This is a genomic window from Pseudoxanthobacter soli DSM 19599 (assembly GCF_900148505.1).
In the GTDB taxonomy this organism is placed as follows: Bacteria; Pseudomonadota; Alphaproteobacteria; order Rhizobiales; family Segnochrobactraceae; genus Pseudoxanthobacter; species Pseudoxanthobacter soli.
Genome location: NZ_FRXO01000012.1, coordinates 49,544 through 66,262, shown reverse-complemented (window position 1 = coordinate 66,262; position 16,719 = coordinate 49,544). Strand labels below are relative to the sequence as shown.

The 16,719-nt window shown below is 67.2% G+C and carries 14 protein-coding genes and 1 riboswitch; of the genes, 4 read left to right on the top strand and 10 right to left on the bottom strand.

The features are described from left to right. Positions 1 to 106: 106 nt before the first annotated feature. Both BUF17_RS19700 and BUF17_RS19695 read right to left on the bottom strand, forming a co-directional pair. The gene (locus BUF17_RS19700) at positions 107 to 676 is read right to left on the bottom strand and encodes a sigma-70 family RNA polymerase sigma factor (RefSeq protein WP_073632026.1); all 570 of its coding nucleotides are present in this window, start codon (positions 674 to 676) and stop codon (positions 107 to 109) included. 50 nt (positions 677 to 726) lie between these two features. Beyond that, positions 727 to 951 carry a NepR family anti-sigma factor gene (locus BUF17_RS19695; RefSeq protein WP_139282615.1) on the bottom strand — a complete coding sequence of 75 codons (225 nt, stop codon included), beginning with the start codon at positions 949 to 951 and terminating at the stop codon, positions 727 to 729. Between the two features lie 198 nt (positions 952 to 1,149). On the opposite strand from BUF17_RS19695, the gene BUF17_RS19690 reads away from it, so the two are divergent. Together BUF17_RS19690 and BUF17_RS19685 are read left to right on the top strand one after the other, a co-directional pair. Next, on the top strand, positions 1,150 to 1,968 hold the full coding sequence (locus BUF17_RS19690; RefSeq protein WP_073631931.1) for a response regulator: 819 nt from the start codon (positions 1,150 to 1,152) through the stop codon (positions 1,966 to 1,968). Positions 1,969 to 2,202: 234 nt separating this feature from the next. After that, positions 2,203 to 3,678 (top strand): sensor histidine kinase, encoded by a 1,476-nt coding sequence (locus tag BUF17_RS19685; protein WP_073631929.1) that lies wholly within the window; start codon positions 2,203 to 2,205, stop codon positions 3,676 to 3,678. Positions 3,679 to 3,730: 52 nt separating this feature from the next. On the opposite strand, the gene BUF17_RS19680 is transcribed toward BUF17_RS19685, so the two are convergent. Both BUF17_RS19680 and BUF17_RS19675 read right to left on the bottom strand, forming a co-directional pair. Then, on the bottom strand, positions 3,731 to 4,642 hold the full coding sequence (locus tag BUF17_RS19680) for an ABC transporter substrate-binding protein (protein ID WP_073632024.1): 912 nt from the start codon (positions 4,640 to 4,642) through the stop codon (positions 3,731 to 3,733). Between the two features lie 169 nt (positions 4,643 to 4,811). Continuing rightward, the gene (locus tag BUF17_RS19675) at positions 4,812 to 5,558 is read right to left on the bottom strand and encodes an ABC transporter permease (protein ID WP_073632022.1); all 747 of its coding nucleotides are present in this window, start codon (positions 5,556 to 5,558) and stop codon (positions 4,812 to 4,814) included. A 160-nt stretch (positions 5,559 to 5,718) separates the two neighbouring features. Next, positions 5,719 to 5,821: riboswitch (TPP riboswitch) on the bottom strand. 327 nt (positions 5,822 to 6,148) lie between these two features. On the opposite strand from BUF17_RS19675, the gene BUF17_RS19670 reads away from it, so the two are divergent. Then, a complete protein-coding gene (locus tag BUF17_RS19670) occupies positions 6,149 to 7,123 on the top strand; it encodes a GAF domain-containing protein (RefSeq protein ID WP_175563756.1) in 975 nt (324 codons plus the stop codon). Positions 7,124 to 7,282: 159 nt separating this feature from the next. Here BUF17_RS19670 and BUF17_RS19665 read toward each other — a convergent pair whose 3' ends face one another. Both BUF17_RS19665 and BUF17_RS19660 read right to left on the bottom strand, forming a co-directional pair. Next, a complete protein-coding gene (locus BUF17_RS19665; protein ID WP_175563755.1) occupies positions 7,283 to 7,906 on the bottom strand; it encodes an invasion associated locus B family protein in 624 nt (207 codons plus the stop codon). Between the two features lie 614 nt (positions 7,907 to 8,520). Beyond that, a complete protein-coding gene (locus BUF17_RS19660) occupies positions 8,521 to 9,702 on the bottom strand; it encodes an MFS transporter (RefSeq protein WP_073631927.1) in 1,182 nt (393 codons plus the stop codon). A 208-nt stretch (positions 9,703 to 9,910) separates the two neighbouring features. Between BUF17_RS19660 and BUF17_RS19655 the strand changes: the two genes are divergently transcribed. Continuing rightward, on the top strand, positions 9,911 to 10,843 hold the full coding sequence (locus tag BUF17_RS19655; protein WP_073631925.1) for a LysR family transcriptional regulator: 933 nt from the start codon (positions 9,911 to 9,913) through the stop codon (positions 10,841 to 10,843). 121 nt (positions 10,844 to 10,964) lie between these two features. Here BUF17_RS19655 and BUF17_RS19650 read toward each other — a convergent pair whose 3' ends face one another. The 4 genes from BUF17_RS19650 to BUF17_RS19635 all read right to left on the bottom strand — a co-directional run bounded on the left by BUF17_RS19650 (position 10,965) and on the right by BUF17_RS19635 (position 16,711). Continuing rightward, the gene (locus BUF17_RS19650) at positions 10,965 to 11,690 is read right to left on the bottom strand and encodes a response regulator transcription factor (RefSeq protein ID WP_073631923.1); all 726 of its coding nucleotides are present in this window, start codon (positions 11,688 to 11,690) and stop codon (positions 10,965 to 10,967) included. A 23-nt stretch (positions 11,691 to 11,713) separates the two neighbouring features. Further along, entirely contained in the window at positions 11,714 to 13,795 is a 2,082-nt protein-coding gene (locus BUF17_RS19645; RefSeq protein ID WP_073631921.1) for a sensor histidine kinase, read from the bottom strand. A gap of 1,073 nt (positions 13,796 to 14,868) precedes the next feature. After that, positions 14,869 to 15,909, bottom strand: a complete 1,041-nt coding sequence (locus BUF17_RS19640) for an aldo/keto reductase (protein ID WP_073631919.1) — start codon at positions 15,907 to 15,909, stop codon at positions 14,869 to 14,871. A 247-nt stretch (positions 15,910 to 16,156) separates the two neighbouring features. Then, positions 16,157 to 16,711: a cysteine hydrolase family protein gene (locus tag BUF17_RS19635; RefSeq protein ID WP_073631917.1), complete on the bottom strand. Its 555-nt coding sequence runs from the start codon at positions 16,709 to 16,711 to the stop codon at positions 16,157 to 16,159. Positions 16,712 to 16,719: the final 8 nt, after the last annotated feature.

Sequence of the window (16,719 nt, the reverse complement as noted above, 5' to 3'; positions counted from 1 at the left end):
GCACCAGGCGAAGTCCACGATGATATCCGTCGGTGGGGAAAACCGGGGCACGCCCGAAGCCGCTCCATGTCGTTCAGGTCGCTTCGATCTGAACGGGGGGCAGGCTTTAGAGAGGTTCGCCCGGCGCGGATGACGGCAGCGGACCGGCGCCGAAATCGTCGGCGGATTCGATGCCGAGCATCTCGCTCAGCCGGTCCCGGGCGCGGCTCACGCGGCTCTTCACGGTCCCGACCGCGCAGCCGCAGATTTCCGCCGCTTCCTCATAGGAAAAGCCCGACGCGCCGATCAGGATCAGCGCCTCGCGCTGGTCCGGCGGCAGGCGTTCGAGCGCGGTCCGGAAGTCCGCGAGGTCGAGATGGGGAAGCTGCCCCGGCTGGGCGACCAGATGAGAGGCTGCGATCCCATCGACGTCCTGCACCTCGCGACGGTGCTTGCGGCGGTGGGAGAAGAACGTGTTGCGCAGGATCGTGAACAGCCACGCCCTCAGGCTGGTGCCCTCGGTGAAGGACGCGAAGGCCGCCCAGGCCTTCATGATCGTCTCCTGCACCAGATCGTCCGCGCGGTCCGGATCGCCGCACAGCGAGATGGCGAAGGCGCGCAGCGACGGCAGCTCTGCGATCAGAGCCTCCTTCAGCTTCGGGCCAGGGCCGTCGGAGGGCGGCTTCTTCTTCGGAATGGTGGGATCGAACGCCTCCGGCGGAGCCGCATCGGCGCGCTGGGGGGCGCTCATGAGCCATCTCCGGAGCCCGACACGGATTCCTTCTTGTCCAGTTCGTCGAGAAGCCGGCTGAACCGGTCCGGAACCGGCTCGGACAGGATCCCGTCATAGAGCCGGCGCAACTGCACCCCAAGGTGAGCCCTTACCTTTGGCTCGACGCCCGCGCCCGCTTCGGTGCCCTTGTCGGGTACGAGCGCACGCCTTTTCGCCTCTTGGTTCATTTGATCTGTCATGCTCTCATACGCTTCCGTCTGCCCCGTGCCTGTCACGCGGCAGCGGGAGGTCATCTCGAAAACACCTCACGGTCGAACGGGTTCCACCGTCCGCGGTGAAAAAAGATCGATTCCGCCGGAACCGCAGCGAGATCGTCGCGTTCTAAACGGGCGACTCGCAGATTTTTATCCACGAACGAGTGACGTGTTGGAGGCGACATGCCCATTACAGCTTGGGTAGCACCGCAACTGCCCTATTTGCGGCGCTATGCACGAGCCCTGACCGGGAACTGGCAGAGCGGGGATGCCTATGTGGCGGCCCTTCTGGAGGCACTCATCGCGGAACCTGAAATGCTCGACCGAACCTTGGAGCCCAAGGTGGCGGTGTTCCGGGCGTTCTCGCGAATCTACAATTCGCTGCCCATCAATATCATGGCGACGCCTCCGGCCGGTCTGGCCGAGGAGGACGACGCGGGTGCGGTCGCCGACCGGCGTCTCAGCGCCATCGCGCCGGTCCCGCGCCAGGCCTTCCTGCTGACGGCTCTTGAAGGCCTGTCGGTCGAGGAGGCGTCGGCGGTGCTCGACATCGACGAAGCCGATTGCAGCGCGCTGATCGACGACGCCAGCCGTGAAATCGCCGAGCAGGTGGCCACCGGCATCCTCATCATCGAGGACGAACCGATCATCGCACTCGATCTTGAGGCGCTGATGGAAGGGCTCGGGCATCACATCGTCGGCAACGCCCGCACCCACACCGAAGCCGTCGCAATTGCGCGCAGCGAGCGTCCGGGCCTGGTGCTGGCCGATATCCGGCTTGCCGACGGCAGCTCGGGCCTCGATGCGGTGAACGAGATCCTGCAGTCGTTCGACGTGCCGGTCGTGTTCATCACGGCCTATCCGGAATCGCTGCTGACGGGCGAACGGCCGGAACCGTCGTTCCTGATCGCCAAGCCGTTCCGCGAAGAGATGGTGAAGGCGGTGGTCAGCCAGGCGCTGTTCTTTGGAACCGCCGCTTCGCGGATCGCAGTCGAGAGTTGAGACGTTGAGTGCAGGTCGAACGCGTACACGGCAAGGTTCGGGGAAGACCGGAGGGGAAAATCGCAGACCACGCTCGCTCGCAGTGATCCAGACGCCCACCCGCCGCGTATAAGGCGCGCGGGTCTTATGCCCGCCGTTCTCGGTTCGATTCTCGCGATTCAACACGCTGCCGGTGCTGGCCGGGTCGGTGGTTCAAACCCGGCCGGCACGGGCGCGTAAACGGAGACGGCTTGCATGCCTCCCTTCCTGACCGACGTCCTCGGGGCGGCGTCTCTTGTGCCCTACGGCTATTGTCTGCTCTGGAGGCCCGATCTCGTCGCCCTGCATGCGATCTCCGACCTCGTCATGGCCGTGGCCTATATCGCCATCCCGGTCGCGATCCTGATCTTCGTGCACCGCTCGCGCGATCTAGACCCGACGCGCCGCCGCATCGGCTGGCTGTTCGCGGCTTTCATCGGCGCCAGCGCGCTTGCGCACCTAGGCGACTTCCTGACGCTCTGGTTCCCGTGGTACGCCGCCGCCGGAATCGTGAAGGCCGCGACGGCGCTCCTCTCGCTTGCGGCCGCTGCGGCGCTCTGGATCGCGCTGCCCAGGCTTCTGCGACTGCCCTCGCCCGCCGAACTCGCCGCGGCCAACAGCCGCCTTGAGGCCGACGCCAGCGAGCGGCGCCTTCTCGTCGAGCGCCTGACCGCGCTCAACGCCGACCTCGAATCGCGCGTCGAAGCACGCACGCGTGAGCTGTCGGCTGCGACCAAACGCTTCGAACTCGCGCTCGAAGGCTCGCCGATCACCGTCTACACCACCGATCGCGACCTGCGTTATTCGTGGATGTGCAATCCGCCGCACGGCATGAAGGTGGACGACTTCATCGGCTTCACCGACACGGAAAGCCTGCCGGATCTCACGTCCACCATCATCAACCCGGTCAAGCGCACCGTGCTCGAAACGGGCGTTCCGGAGACGGTGGAAGCCTCGTTGCGGATCGGCGAGAAGATCCACTGGTACGACCTGCGGGTCGAGCCGCTCTATGAGGACGGCGCGATCTCGGGCCTCGTCTGCGTCGCCATCGACGTGACGGCCCACAAGGAGCACCAGCGCCAGCTCAAGGTGATGATGCGCGAGCTGACGCATCGCTCCAAGAACCTGCTCGCGGTCGTGCAGGGTATCGCCCGCCAGACCGCCCGCACCGTCGACGATGTCGGCACGTTCGTCATCCGCTTCTCGGCCCGGCTGCGTGCGCTCGCCGGCAGCCTGGACCTCCTCGTCGACAGCGGCTGGCACGGCGCCTCGCTGCGCGAACTCGTCGACACCCAGCTCGGCCACGTGATCGAGGGCAGCGGCGAACGGGTGGTGATCGAGGGTGAAAATGCGCTGCTGAGCCCGGAAGCGGCCCAGAATGTCGGCCTCGCGCTGCACGAACTCGCCACCAACGCCTCGAAATATGGCGCGCTGTCGGTGCCCGCCGGCCGCGTGCGCGTCGCATGGCAGCGCATAACGGACGGCGAGCGTCCGCTGTTCGAGGTCGTCTGGCAGGAGGAGCACGGCCCGACCGTCATCGATCTCGGCCGCAAGGGCTTCGGCCGGGTGATGCTGGAGCGGCTGGTGCCGCGCGCCGTCGACGGCACCGCCGATCTCGACCTTCTGCCGGGCGGGCTGGAATGGCGGCTGCGTTTCCCGCTGACGCAGCTCGCGCCGGAGGAAACGGTCTGAGGAGAGCCGGCCGGCGACTGCCGGCCGGGAAAACGGCGGACCGCCTCGACGCCTATCGCACCGAGACGGCGATCTGGCCGACGGCCGGCACCGTCTTGATCAGGCCCTGCTCTTTCAGGAACGTCCCGAACCGCTGGTAGGCGCCGAGATCGATGGCGCCCGGCCGCTTGGCGAAGCGCGGGATCGTGTCGAAGAACGCCTGCTTGTTCAGGTCGTTGTTGAGATCCGGATAGGCCTTGATGAACAGCTGCCACGCATCCTGCGGATGGTTGGTGATGTAGAGCGAGGCCTGTTCCACCGCCGCGAGGAACCGCGGCAGCCGGTTGTCGCTGGCGAGATCGCGGTGGGTGACGAAGATCAGCTCCTCATAGGGCGGCACCCCGTGCTCCTCCGGGTAGAACGCCCGGCCGGGATGGCCTTCCTGCCGCATCTGCGTCAGCTCGAAATTGCGATAGCCGCCGATGGTGGCATCGACACGCCCGGAGATCAGCGCCGGCGAGAGCGAGAAATTGACGTTGACGAGCTCGACGTCGGACTTCGTCAGCCCGGCCGAGCTCAGCATCGTCTGCAGGAGCGCGTCCTCGAACCCGGCGACGGAGAACCCGATCCGCTTGCCGCGCAGGTCCGAGAGCTTCTGGATCGGCCCGCCTTCGAGCACCGTCAGCGTGTTGAGCGGCGTTTCGACGAGCGATCCGAACCGGATCAGCGGCAGGCCCGCATCGACGTCGAGGAACAGGCTCGGCTCGTAGTGGATCGCCACGTCCGCCTGCTTGGCGGCGATCAGGCGCGGCGGCGCCGCGGGATCGGTCGGCGGCACGAGCGCGACGTCGAGCCCGGCCTTCTCGAACATGCCGAGCTGCTCGGCGATGATCAGCGGCGCGTGGTCCGGGTTGACGAACCACTCCAGCAGAACCGTCAGCTTGTCGGCCGCGGCGGCCGGGGTGGCGGTAAGGCCGGCCATCATCAGACCGACGGCAAGGGCGAAAGCGCGCATCAAGGGTGCTTCTCCTTCTCAACTCGACGCTATAACCGGTGGACTCGCCGCCCGCCCGGGCGCGGCGTGGCGCCACGGCCGGGGCGGAGGGGATGCCCGGCGATCCGCGGGCCGTCCGCGGGATCGTCCTGCCGCCCGCTCATGGCGCTTCACGCTGCCAGGGCACGAGACGGGCGGTCGCCGCATCCACGCAGGCGCGCAGCGCCAGCGTGAGAACGGCGAGAATGAACAGGGCGGCGAACACGTCGCCCGTCTGCATGCGGGCATTGGCCTGGATCATCAGGAAGCCGAGCCCGCTCGCCGCCCCGACCCACTCGCCCACCACCGCGGCGAGCGGCGCCAGCGGCGCGGCGACCCTGAGGCCGGAGATGAATCCCGGCAGCGCCATCGGCACCCGCACCGCCATCAGCGTCTGCCACCGCGTCGCCGCCGTCAGCGCGCAGGCGTCGAGCAGGAACGGATCGGTGCGGCGGATGCCGTCGGCGAAGGCGGAGGTCACGGGGAAGAAGATGACGAGCGAGGTCATCACCACTTTCGACGCCAGCCCGAACCCGAACCACACCACCAGAAGCGGCGCGATGGCGAACACCGGGATCGCCTGCAGCACCAGGAGCAGCGGCCACGCGAGCCGGTTCGCGATGGGCGAGGCCGCCATGCCGATCGCCGCCGCCGCCCCCGCCAGCGTCCCGAACAGGAGCCCGAGCAGCGCTTCGGCAAGCGTGACCGCGGCATTGCGCAGGAGCATGTCGTGCCGCTCGACCAGCACCGCGATCACGTCGGCCGGCGCCGGCAGCATGTAGCCCGGCGGCTGGAACAGCCAGATCGCGGCCTGCCAGATCGCGACCACGGCCGCGAGCCCGCCGCAGACATCGCGCACCACCGCCATCGTGGCGCCAAGCGGGCGCCGCACGCGCCTGCGCCGCGGCGCGGTGTCTTCCATCGGCAAGGCCTCGTCCAAGCCCGTTCTCCCCGCGCAGTCCATGGGGAGTTCCATGGCGACTGCGACCAGCGCGGTCTTGGCGACGACAGGAAAACGTGGGGGAAGGCCTATGGCCTCGCTCCGTCCCTACGCCGGCATGACCCGGATCAGGTTCAAGGGTTCGGCTCACCGCCGTCTCAGCGCCGCCCGGCGCGCCCCTCGGATTACCGACCACAATATCGCGCCGATGCCGGGCGTCAATGCGCCGGGGGCCGTTTCGCCGTGGACCGCCGTCCGCGGCCGCCGATCGGGAGCCTGTCTCGCCTGCCATTGGCCCAGTCTCGCTCCACAACGTGGCGTCAGCCTTGCATCCCGGCGCCCGGCACGCCCCTGCACGCGCGTGGATCGTGCGCTCAAACGAAAGTTGAGCGCCGCCCGCATTGACTTCCGCCACAAACCCGCCGGATGATGGCGGACCGCATGACGGCCGCGACATCGAACCTGCGTTCGCCCCCTGGGCGGCGCACCGCGACCGAACAACAAAAAGGCGGGTGAACATGGTGGGAACACACGACGCGCGCCACGCCGAGCAGGTCTATTCGACGCTGCGCAATCCGGCGTCCGCGGCGAAATCGGCCGTTGCCGCGTCCTGGTCGCGGTCGCTGACGAAATACGGCCTCGACCCCGAACAGGACCAGCCGCCGCATCAGCTGAGCCACGCCGAATTCCGCGTGGCGCTCGAGCGGGTCGAGCCGCTGGTCAGGCTCGCGCAGAACACCCTCGACCGGCTGTTCCAGTCGGTCGGCGAGGCGGGCTGCTGCGTGCTTCTAACCGACCGCGACGGCGTTCCGCTCGACCGGCGCGGGGTGCCGGGCGACGATGCCGATTTCCGCGCCTCGGGCCTCTGGACCGGCATGGTGTGGAGCGAGGCGAGCGAGGGCACCAACGGCGTCGGCACCTGCCTCGCCGAGGGCCGGGCGCTGACAATCCATCGCGACCAGCACTTCCTCACCCGCAATATCGGCCTCAGCTGCACGGTGGCGCCGATCTGGGACGAGAAGGGCGCGATCATCGCCGCGCTCGACGTCTCGACCTGCCGCGCCGATCTCACGATGCCCGTGCTGAAGGTGGTCGCCGCCGCCGCCTGCGACGCCGCGCAGAAGATCGAGGCCCGCCATTTCCGCGAGATGTACCGCCACGCCCGCGTGCTGCTGTGCCCGGATGTCGGCCGCGGCGCCGGCGGCATGATCGCGGTCGACCGGGAGGATCTCGTGATCGGCGCGAACCGCGCCGCCCGGATCGCCTACGGCCTGACCGACGAGCGCCTCGCCCATCCCTTCCCCGCCGACGACCTGCTGCTGGGCGAGGAGGAAGTGCCCTGCGAAAGCCTGACGGGCGCCGAGCGCGGCGCGGTGCAGAGGGCCTTGTCGCGCACCGACGGCAACGTCTCGGCCGCGGCACGGCTCCTCGGCATCAGCCGGGCCACCATGCACCGCAAGATCGCCCGCCTCGGCCTCTCCCGGCCGAACTGACGCGCCCGCCTGGAAGGCGTCCGCGCCGCCCCGCGCCGGCTCCCGAACGAAAAGAGCCCTCCCGGGGTCGCCGGGAAGGCTCCTAAATCATCGCGGATGATTGCGCGCGAACGGCGCCCGCGAGGGCGCCGCGGCCCGGCCTCAGCCCTTCGGCGGGCCTCAGCCTTTCGGGTTGAGCGCGGCGTCGGTCGCCACGTTCAGGCCGTTGAACGAGATCGGCAGCGCCAGGCGCTGGCTGTTGCCGTCGACGAACTCGAGCCGGCCCGGGCCCTTGGCGGCCTTGAGGGCGGCAAGCTGGTCGGTCTTCAGCTCGGTATCGGCGAAGCAGCCCTGGGTGCAGGTGGCGAACACGGTGTCGATTCCCGTCGTCGCCTTGTCGTCCAGATAGAGCGTCGCGCCGGCCGGCAGGAAAACGCCGTTCGGCAGTTGCACGATCAGGCGCGCCGGCTGGTCCTTGGCGACGCGGCCGATCACCACCTGGGCGATGAGGCCTTCCTGTCCCTTGGCCTGCAGGCCGAGCGCAGCCTCGCACACCTTGGCGGTGCCCGACTGGCCGGGAACGGCCGAGCAGCGCACCATCCAGTCGCCGTAGGTGGCGGTGGTGGCCTGCGGGGTGTTCGGATCGACCGCGACGGGCTTCGCCGCCTCGGTCTTCTTGGCATCGCCCTTCTGCGCGGCCTGAGCGAGCGCGGCGTCCGTGCCGACTGCTCCGGCGACGACACCGAATGCAAGCGCGGCGGACAGCAGGCGATGACGGAGACGGAATCGATTGGCCGGAATCATCTGAAAGACCTTCAAGATCGAAAGGACGGGCGTTTCCAACGGCAACGAGAACGCGAAGCCGATGCCCATTTCACAGGCTCGCGGCGCCAGCGCAAGGGCAGGATTTGATGGGAAACGCGAACACCGCCCGCGCATACCCGCCGCATCTCCACGTTCGGCCCGGAAAAGCCCCCCAGCGGCCCTGCACGCACCGGAGCACGACAGCGGCCAGATCGCACGGCGCACTCGATGCGACACATCCGGCGGGGGCCCGCACCGCTCGACCCGCAAAACAATGAGCGGTCCGGGACCCCGGCCGAGAGGAAGCCTATACCCGCACGCCCGAACAACGCACAATGAAATTTTTGTAAGATTATTTGAAAGAATATGAAAGATTGGAATCGAAGGCAGCGGTTACATGAATCGGCAGCCTTTCCCGGCCGGAAAGACTGCCTTTATTCCACGGCGTACTGGCTAATCGTGCGACCTGCGGCATCCGGCCGCCGGAGGGCCTCGCGGTCCCGCATGGTCCCGCCGGCGAGCCCATCTGGCCCCTAGAGCGCTTTCCGATCTGACGGAATCGTCAGATCGACAAGAATTCGCGCCAGATTCAAGGGATTGAGCATATCCGGCCGTCAGACCGCCGGCGCCAGCGCCCGGGTCCTGCGGTCCAGCGCGCCGCTCCACAGCGTCAGCACCAGCGCCCCGGCGACCAGAATCGCCCCCACCCAGGGCGTCGCTCCGAGCCTCAGCGGCGAGGCCACCACCAGCCCGCCGATCCACGCCCCTGCGGCGATGCCGAGATTGAACGCGGCGATGTTGAGGGCGGAAGCGACATCGACGGCGCCGGGCCGGTGCACCTTGGCGAGTTGCACCACATAGAGCTGCAGGCCGGGCACGTTGGCGAACGACAGGAAGCCGAGCGCGGCGAGCGTCGCCAGCGTCAGCACGGGCGAGACGGCGGTGAACGAGAACGCCACCAGCACCGCCGCCTGCACCGCGAACAGCCCGATCAGCGCCTTCACCGGATCGTGGTTGGCGATCCTGCCGCCGGCGATGTTGCCGATGGCGATGGCGATGCCGTAGAGCACGAGGATCAGGCTGACGCTGCCCTGGGAGAAGCCGGTGATCTCCTGCAGGATCGGCGCGAGGAAGGTGAAGGCGACGAACGTGCCGCCATAGCCGAGCGCGGTCATCGCGAACACCAGCAGCAGCCGTCCGCTGCCGAGCACGCGGGCCTGGTCGAGCAGGCTCGCCGGCTGGGCGTTCTTCAGCGTCGAGGGCAGCAGCACGGCGATGGCCGCGAACGCCACCGTGCCGAGCCCGGCCACCACCCAGAACGTCGCCCGCCAGCCGAAGGTCTGGCCGATCCAGGTTCCGAGCGGCACGCCGGTGACGATCGCCACCGTCAGGCCCATGAACATCATCGCGATCGCCGAAGCGCGCCGGTTTTCCGGCACGAGGTCGGCGGCGATGGTGGAGCCGACGGCGAAGAACACGCCGTGGGCGAACGCCGACAGCACCCGCGCGACCAGCAGCGTCTCATAGCTCGCGCTCAGCGCGGCGAGGGTGTTGCCGGCCACGAACAGCGCCATCAGGCCGAGCAGCAGCGGCTTTCGGGCGATCCGGCCGGTGAGCGCCGTCAGCACCGGCGCCCCGAAGGTCACGCCGAGGGCGTAGACGCTGACGATGAGGCCGGCAAGCGGCAGGGTGATCCCGAGGTCCGTCGCCACCGTCGGCAGCAGCCCGACGATGACGAACTCCGTGGTTCCGATCGCATAGGCGGCGATCGTGAGCGCGAGAAGGGCGATAGGCATGGCGCAGCACATCCTGTTCTTCCGCCGCGTCGTCGGACGCGAAAGCGGAAAGCGCGGGGAAGATGGGGTTGATGCGCTGCAATATGGCCGCCGCCGGCGCGCCGGATAAGCGGGCGAAGGCTCCAAGGATCTGTGAAGCCAATTCACCGAGTCGTGTCCACCAGGCTATATCGGTGGACGGATTGCACGGCACGACGGGGGACGGCACATGGACAACAGGGCCGGCGAGATGAGCGTCTTCGTGCGGGTCGTGGAGGCCGGCAGCTTCTCCGATGCGGCGCGCCAGCTCCACATGACGCCGTCGACCGTCAGCAAGCTCGTCGCGCGCATCGAGCAGCGCCTCGGCACGCGGCTGATCGACCGCTCCACCCGCCGGCTTTCGCTCACCGAGGCCGGGCGGCTCTATTACGAACGCAGCAGCCAGTTCCTCGTCCAGCTCGACGAGATCGAGGGGCTGCTCGCCCGCGACGCTCATGCCGCCAGCGGCACCGTGCGCGTCAACGCCTCGGTCGCGTTCGGCGGCCGGCTGATCGAGCCGCTGCTGCCGGCGTTCTGGCGCGACTATCCTGGCATCGTCGTGGATCTCTCTTTGTCCGACGAGATCGCCGACCTTTATCTCGACCGCACGGACGTGGCGTTCCGCATCGGCGCCCTGACCGATTCCACCCTGACCGCCCGCAAGATCGGCACCGCCTGCCGCAAGATCGTCGCCGCTCCGGACTATCTTGCGCGGCACGGCACGCCGGCCAATCTCGACGATCTCGTCCGGCACAACTGCCTGAGCTTCAATTTCCGCCGCGCCGCGCCGGTCTGGCCGGTCAGCCAGGGCGGGCGCATCGCCGACCGGATGGCGCACGGCACGCTGCTCGCCAACAACGGCGAAACGGTCCGCCGCCTCGCCCTCGCGGGGGCGGGAATCGCGCGGCTGGCGGATTTCCACGTTGCGCAGGACATCGCGAACGGCCGTCTGGTGGAGATCCTCGCCGATCGCGGCCGCGACACCGAGGACATTCACGCCCTGCATCTCGGCGGCGCTCACGTGCCCCAGCGCATCCGCCTGTTCCTGGACTTCATGGTGCCGAGGCTGCGCGCCGCCGTGGAAGGCGGCCACGGCGCCGTGCCGCCGGACGCGCCTGTCTGAGCGAGGAAGGCTCGGCGGGTGATCGAAGCGGGGCCGGAGGCCCGCCCCGCACCGGCGCCCAGACGCCTGGGGAGACGCTTGGGGAGACGCCTGGGGCGGACGGCAGGATCCGGCGGCGCCGTCAGTCGGCGACGAGATCCACCTTGTCGGCGAAGACGTACCCGACCCCGCGCACCGATCGCACCGGCAGCGCGGATCCGCTTTCCTTCTCCACCTTCCGGCGCAGGCGGAACACGATCAGGTCGAGGCCGCGGCCGATCTGTTCGGAATTGTGCCGGTCCGCATCCGCGATGAGATCCGCGCGCGGCACCGGCTTGCCCTGCCGGGCGACGAGGCGCTCCAGCAACTGATATTCCGTGCTCGACAGCTTGATCTCGATCCCGGCCGGGCTCGTCAGCAGCCATTGCCGGGCGTTGAACACCCAGCGGCCGGTCTCCGCGCCGTCCGTTGCCGCCGCTGGCGCGGCCGGCTTCAACCGCCGGTGAAGATTGCGCAGCACGAGTTCCAGTTCCGCCGGATCGATCGGCTTCGTCAGATAGTGGTCGACGCCGATGGACAGGCCGAGAACGCGGTCTTCCCGTTTGGTGCGGCCGGTCAGCATCACGATGCCGAGGGCATTCTTGTCGCGCATGGCGAGCGCGGCGGAGAAGCCGTCCTGCCCCGGCAGGTTCAGGTCGAGCACGACGACGTCAGGCCGATGGTCCTCGATCTCACGGGCGAGCTGGAGGGTATCTCCGAGCGCACGGACGGCGAGACCGGCATCCGTCAGATAGGTCTGCAGGCTGTCCCGGAAATCGGAATCGTCGTCGACCAGAAGGACACGAATTGGCATGGTCAGTACACCCATGTCTGAACATCCATGTCTGAAATTCACGATTCCGCTGCATGCGCCGAATCGAACTGCTCTTGGTGGCTCTGGATGTTCGTCGGAATTGATAGAACGAATATGTTGCCCCGGCTACCGTCACTCTCCAGTCGCGCGGCACCGCCATGCAGGGCGGCGATCTTCTGGACGATGCTGAGGCCGATGCCGATGCCGGAGCGGTCGGCGGCGCTCGAAGCCCTATAATAGCGCTCGAACAGGAACGGACGGTCTTCCTCCGGGATCGGCGGGCCGCAGTCCTTCACGGCGATCGCGACCGCGTCGTCCTCGGGATGGACCGCGATCGTGATCCCGCCGTCGGTGTACTTCACCGCGTTTCCGATCAGGTTTTCGAGCGCGGTGCGCAGCAGCGCGGAATCTGCCTCGACCGGCGCCACCGCCGCCGCCTCGACCTGGATGTCGCGCCCGGTCACCGCCGTCTGTTCCTGCGCGATCTCGCCGGCGAGCGCGGCGAGGTCGAGCGCCGCCAGCCGGGGCTGGAGCGCGCTCTTCTCCAGCACCTCCTCCGCCAGGAAGGCATCGATCAGGTGCGACAGCCGGCCGACGGTGCGGACGATCTTGCTCACCTCGCGCCGCGCCGCGTCGTCGAGCTCGGAAAGCCGGCGCTCGATGACGGCGATGGCCACGCGGATGGAAGCGAGCGGCGCGCGGAACTCGTGGCTGACCATGATCAGGAAGTGGCGCTGCTCGCGCAGCGCGACCCGAAGCGCGGCCTCGGCCGACCGGCGTGCCTCGATCTCGCTTTCGAGCGCCAGCGTGCGCTGGACCACCGCGGCCTCCAGTTCGCGTTCGTTCTGCTGCGAGGCCCGCAGCAGCTGGAGTTCGAGACTGCGGCGCTCGCGCACGCCCGCCCTGAGCGACGTGGCGAGGCCGACGAACATCGTCACCATGTTGAGCACGCTGACGATCTGGTAGCCGCGTTCCCCGAAGGTGCTGGCCGGCAGCACGCCGAGCACCATCAGCATGAACCATCCGCCGCAGAAGCCGTAGGCGATGAAGCCGATGGAGTACCAGATCGCCGCCGGCTCGCGCCGCCACAGACTGAGCACGGCGACCCAGGGAATCAGGATGCAGAGCAGCAGCAGGTTGAGGCTGAGGAACGGCGCGATCAGGCCGTAATAACCGAACGCGGCGATAACGGCGCAGATTGCGGCGATCGCGCCGATCGCGATCATCAGCCGCGAGGCCACCGGATTGCGGCCGCTGCTGCAGAACAGGGCACGCACCATGAAGGCGGCGGTCATGATCGTGAGGCATCCGATCACGTTCTGCAGCCGCAGCACGACCGTCGGCGACAGCGGATAGAGCAGCAGCGTGAGGAACCCGCTGTTGCCGAGCACCACCATCGCGCCGAGGGCGACATAGACGCCGTACCAGACGAACGGCTTCGAGCGCAGCCAGAGGCCGAAGATCACCGAGCCAAGCCCCGTGATCGTCCCGGCGCCCAGGATGAACGCGACCATCAGCACGTTGAAGGTCAGCTTGCCGAGAAAGGGCGACAGCCGCCAGAAGGTCGGCGAGGCCGTGAGCGAACGGTTGCCGGCGAGCCGGATATAGATGTCCTGCTGTCTGAGGTCGGTCAGTTCGGTGCGCACCACGAAGAGGTGCGAGAACAGCCCGCGCTCGGAGAACGGCACCAGGCTGCCGGTGCGAGAATGGACCACCTCGAGATCGTCCGCCCCGGTGCCCTTCCCCTGCCCTGCCACGCGCGCGGGGGCGTAGACGTCGATCATGTCGGTATAGGGGGCCGTGAGTTCCAGCAGCCAGTCGCCACCGCCGTGCGGACCCGGCGCGACCGTGATCCGCAGCCACCAGGCGCCCTTGCGCGAATAGCCGACATTGAACGGACCCGGGATCGGCCGGAAGCTGTCCCGCCGCGCCACGACGTCCTCGAGGGTCAGGGTGCCGTCGGGGTCCTGGAGGGCGGAGAGGTATCCGACGGCGCTGACGGCCGAGTCCTTCTCCGCGAGGGTGAGCACTCCGCCCTGTGCGAACGCGGTGCTGGCCGGGAGCAGCAGGAAGGCGAGCAGGACGGTCGCCAGAGCGAGCATCGGCGCGCATGCGCGCATCAGAAAGGTGCTCCCAAGCGCGCGCGGACCGCGCAGGGGCGAGCATCCCGCCGACGGGCGAGGGAGGCGGGAAACGGCCCATGCAGCCTGACAAGCCGGACGCCTTGGCTTCATGTGTCCCCAATCACACTGAACGCGCCGCCCGGCCTCCTCTTCGCAGACCGGTGGCGCGCCCGGAACAGAACGCGCAAACAGGCTTTTACCCGTGCCCGGGCCGCTCTTCAAGTTGAACCAGATCACAATCCGGAGCATTATATTTATATGTAACTAAAAAATTCACCTTTTTCGAAACGTTTAGGTCTTTTCAGATCGACAATGGAATAGAGATAAAAACATCCCCATCTCGCCCGTAAAACACATATTTTTCTTGATGAAGACGAATTTTTCGATCTTTTACATTCGTAAGATACACAGATAAACGCAATCTGCGAGCATCAGGGCACATCCACTCCGTTTATTGCTCGACAGAAGAGACGACGGGGTCTCTGAAAAATGTCAACATATCCCGAGGTACTCTGGATTATCCAGATGTATTTATATTCACGTCATCAACATAAAAATGAACATCTTGAATGAACCGAAATTCCAACAATCTTCATCACGTTCAAAACCGGATTGAATACGAATTGAATTTCGAGATAAATTCATATGATCCCCCAAAATATATAAATAGCTCAATTCTGTGTCTTTGATCGACCCTGCTTCTGCCCTCCCGCTCCCCCGACCGGGCAACGCACCGAGAGGGATGCAGCGATGTCACAGAGGCATCGTGTCGAGAGCCGATCAGCAAGTTCAAAGAAATAGTCGAATTGCGAAAGCCATACAGTTCGCTTTTCGCGAACGCGCCAGCGACGGCCTCAGCCGCTGCGGGATACTTCCCGCGGATAGTTGCCCGGACGAAAGTTATTGAAATAAAGTTCTTTCGGGACCAATCCGGACAAATTGTGATTGCAAGACCACCGCAGCGCGCGCTTAGCGGACTGATTTCCTCTCCCCGGAAACGCGATGAAATCCGCCGGGTGGCCCTTCCCGCGACACTCGGGGCGCCGCGGGAAGATACCGTTCCGCGCCTGTCAGACCGCGGAATCCCGCAAGAGAGCAGCGGCCGCAGCCCCCTGCCGTTCCAGCATCCAGCCGGGATATTCCGCCGGCAGCGCGCTGACGGCATCGAGCCGCTCAAGCTCCTCGGCGCTCAGGCGCAGCCCGGTGGCGGCGAGGTTGTCGTCGAGCTGTTCGACAGTCCGCGCACCGATGATGATCGACATCACGAACGGCTTCGCCAGCACGTAAGCGAGCGCGACGCGGGCGACCGAAACACCATGAGCCGCCGCGATTTCCCGCATCACGTCGATGCAGGCGAAGGCACGCTCGCGGTTCACCGGCGGGAAGTCGAAACTGGCCCGCCGAGAGCCTTCCGGCCCGTTGCCGTCACGGTCGTATTTGCCGGACAGCAGCCCGCCGGCGAGCGGGCTCCAGACCATCAGCCCGAGCTTCTCCGACTGGAGCAGCGGGGCGATCTCGCGCTCGAGATCGCGGCCGGCGATGGTGTAATAGGCCTGCAGCGTGGCGAGGCGCGACCAGCCATGCCGATCCTGAATGCCGAGCGCCTTCATGATGGTCCAGGCCGCCCAGTTGGAAACGCCGACATAGCGCACGTGCCCCTCGCGCACGAGGTCCTCCAGCGCGCGCATCGTCTCCTCGATGGGCGTGATCGTGTCGAAGCCGTGGATCTGGTAGAGGTCGATATAATCGGTACCGAGGCGCTTCAGGCTGGCCTTGACGCCGTCCATGATATGGCCGCGCGAGGCGCCGCGGGCGTTGGGGTCCTTGCCGACGACGCCGAAAACCTTCGTCGCCAGAACGACATCCGACCGCTGCCGCCCGGAATTGATGATCGCGCGGCCCGTGATCTCCTCGGACAGTCCCTCGGAATAGACGTCCGCCGTGTCGATGAAGTTGACGCCCGCGTCAAGCGCGCGGGCCACGATGCCGTCGGCGACCGACTGGTCGAGCGTGCCGATGGCGGTCCAGAAGCCGCGACCGCCGAAGGTCATGGTGCCGAGGCAGAGTTCCGAGACCAGAAGACCGGTTCCGCCCAGTGTCTTGTAGCGCATGATGCCACCCGTCCGTTGTTGGGATTCCTGGAAGCAAACAGGACCGTGACCGGCGCCCGCCTCATGAACTGGGGTGGCCGCCGGACCAACGGTGATTTATGCGCATCCGGGCGCGCGGATAATGCCGGTTCCGCTGCATGCCCTATTGAGCGGTTTCTCACAATCGCGACGGAAGGCGGAGCCCGTCGCGACGGCGGCAGGTCTCGGGCCGCCGCCTTCTCGTCGTCGCAAATTCAGGCGACGGGCGTCAGCCCGCGCGCGAGACGAAGGCGTCTGCCGGCTCCAGCTTGGCATAGCCGAACTCGAGCGCGGCCATGAAGGCGGCGTGGACGTCCGCGGCGGGAACGGTCTTGCCCCCGAAGACCTGGTCGTGGGTGGCGCAGGCGTCGTGGATCACGGTGACGGAATAGCCGAGGTCCGAGGCGGCCCGGGTGGCGGCATCGACGCACATATGGCTCATGGCACCGGCGATGACGACGTCGGTCACGCCGGCCTCGTCGAGGATGCTCTTCAGCGGCGTGTCGCGGAAGGCGTTGACGGCGTGCTTCACGACCACCGGCTCGCCCGCCGCGTTCAGAACCTTCGGATGGGTCTGCGCACCCTCGGACCCGGCGACGAAGAACGGGGCATCGGCCTCGGTGCTCTCGTGGCGGATGTGCACGACGAGGTCGCCGGCCTTGCGTGCCGCGGCGATGACACGGGCCGCGTTATCGGCAGCCTCGTCGATGCCGACCAGCGGCCATTTTCCACCGGGGAAGTAGTCGTTCTGAAGATCGACGACGATAACGGCGGTCTTCGCCATGGCTTGTG

Coding starts and splice junctions, on each gene's coding strand:
- BUF17_RS19695 (WP_139282615.1), bottom strand. CDS start 951: ATGACAGATCAAATGAACCAAGAGGCGAAAAGGCGTGCGCTCGTACCC.
- BUF17_RS19690 (WP_073631931.1), top strand. CDS start 1,150: ATGCCCATTACAGCTTGGGTAGCACCGCAACTGCCCTATTTGCGGCGC.
- BUF17_RS19685 (WP_073631929.1), top strand. CDS start 2,203: ATGCCTCCCTTCCTGACCGACGTCCTCGGGGCGGCGTCTCTTGTGCCC.
- BUF17_RS19680 (WP_073632024.1), bottom strand. CDS start 4,642: ATGATGGCCGGCCTTACCGCCACCCCGGCCGCCGCGGCCGACAAGCTG.
- BUF17_RS19675 (WP_073632022.1), bottom strand. CDS start 5,558: ATGGCGGTGGTGCGCGATGTCTGCGGCGGGCTCGCGGCCGTGGTCGCG.
- BUF17_RS19670 (WP_175563756.1), top strand. CDS start 6,149: ATGGTGGGAACACACGACGCGCGCCACGCCGAGCAGGTCTATTCGACG.
- BUF17_RS19665 (WP_175563755.1), bottom strand. CDS start 7,906: ATGATTCCGGCCAATCGATTCCGTCTCCGTCATCGCCTGCTGTCCGCC.
- BUF17_RS19660 (WP_073631927.1), bottom strand. CDS start 9,702: ATGCCTATCGCCCTTCTCGCGCTCACGATCGCCGCCTATGCGATCGGA.
- BUF17_RS19655 (WP_073631925.1), top strand. CDS start 9,911: ATGGACAACAGGGCCGGCGAGATGAGCGTCTTCGTGCGGGTCGTGGAG.
- BUF17_RS19650 (WP_073631923.1), bottom strand. CDS start 11,690: ATGGGTGTACTGACCATGCCAATTCGTGTCCTTCTGGTCGACGACGAT.
- BUF17_RS19645 (WP_073631921.1), bottom strand. CDS start 13,795: ATGCGCGCATGCGCGCCGATGCTCGCTCTGGCGACCGTCCTGCTCGCC.
- BUF17_RS19640 (WP_073631919.1), bottom strand. CDS start 15,909: ATGCGCTACAAGACACTGGGCGGAACCGGTCTTCTGGTCTCGGAACTC.
- BUF17_RS19635 (WP_073631917.1), bottom strand. CDS start 16,711: ATGGCGAAGACCGCCGTTATCGTCGTCGATCTTCAGAACGACTACTTC.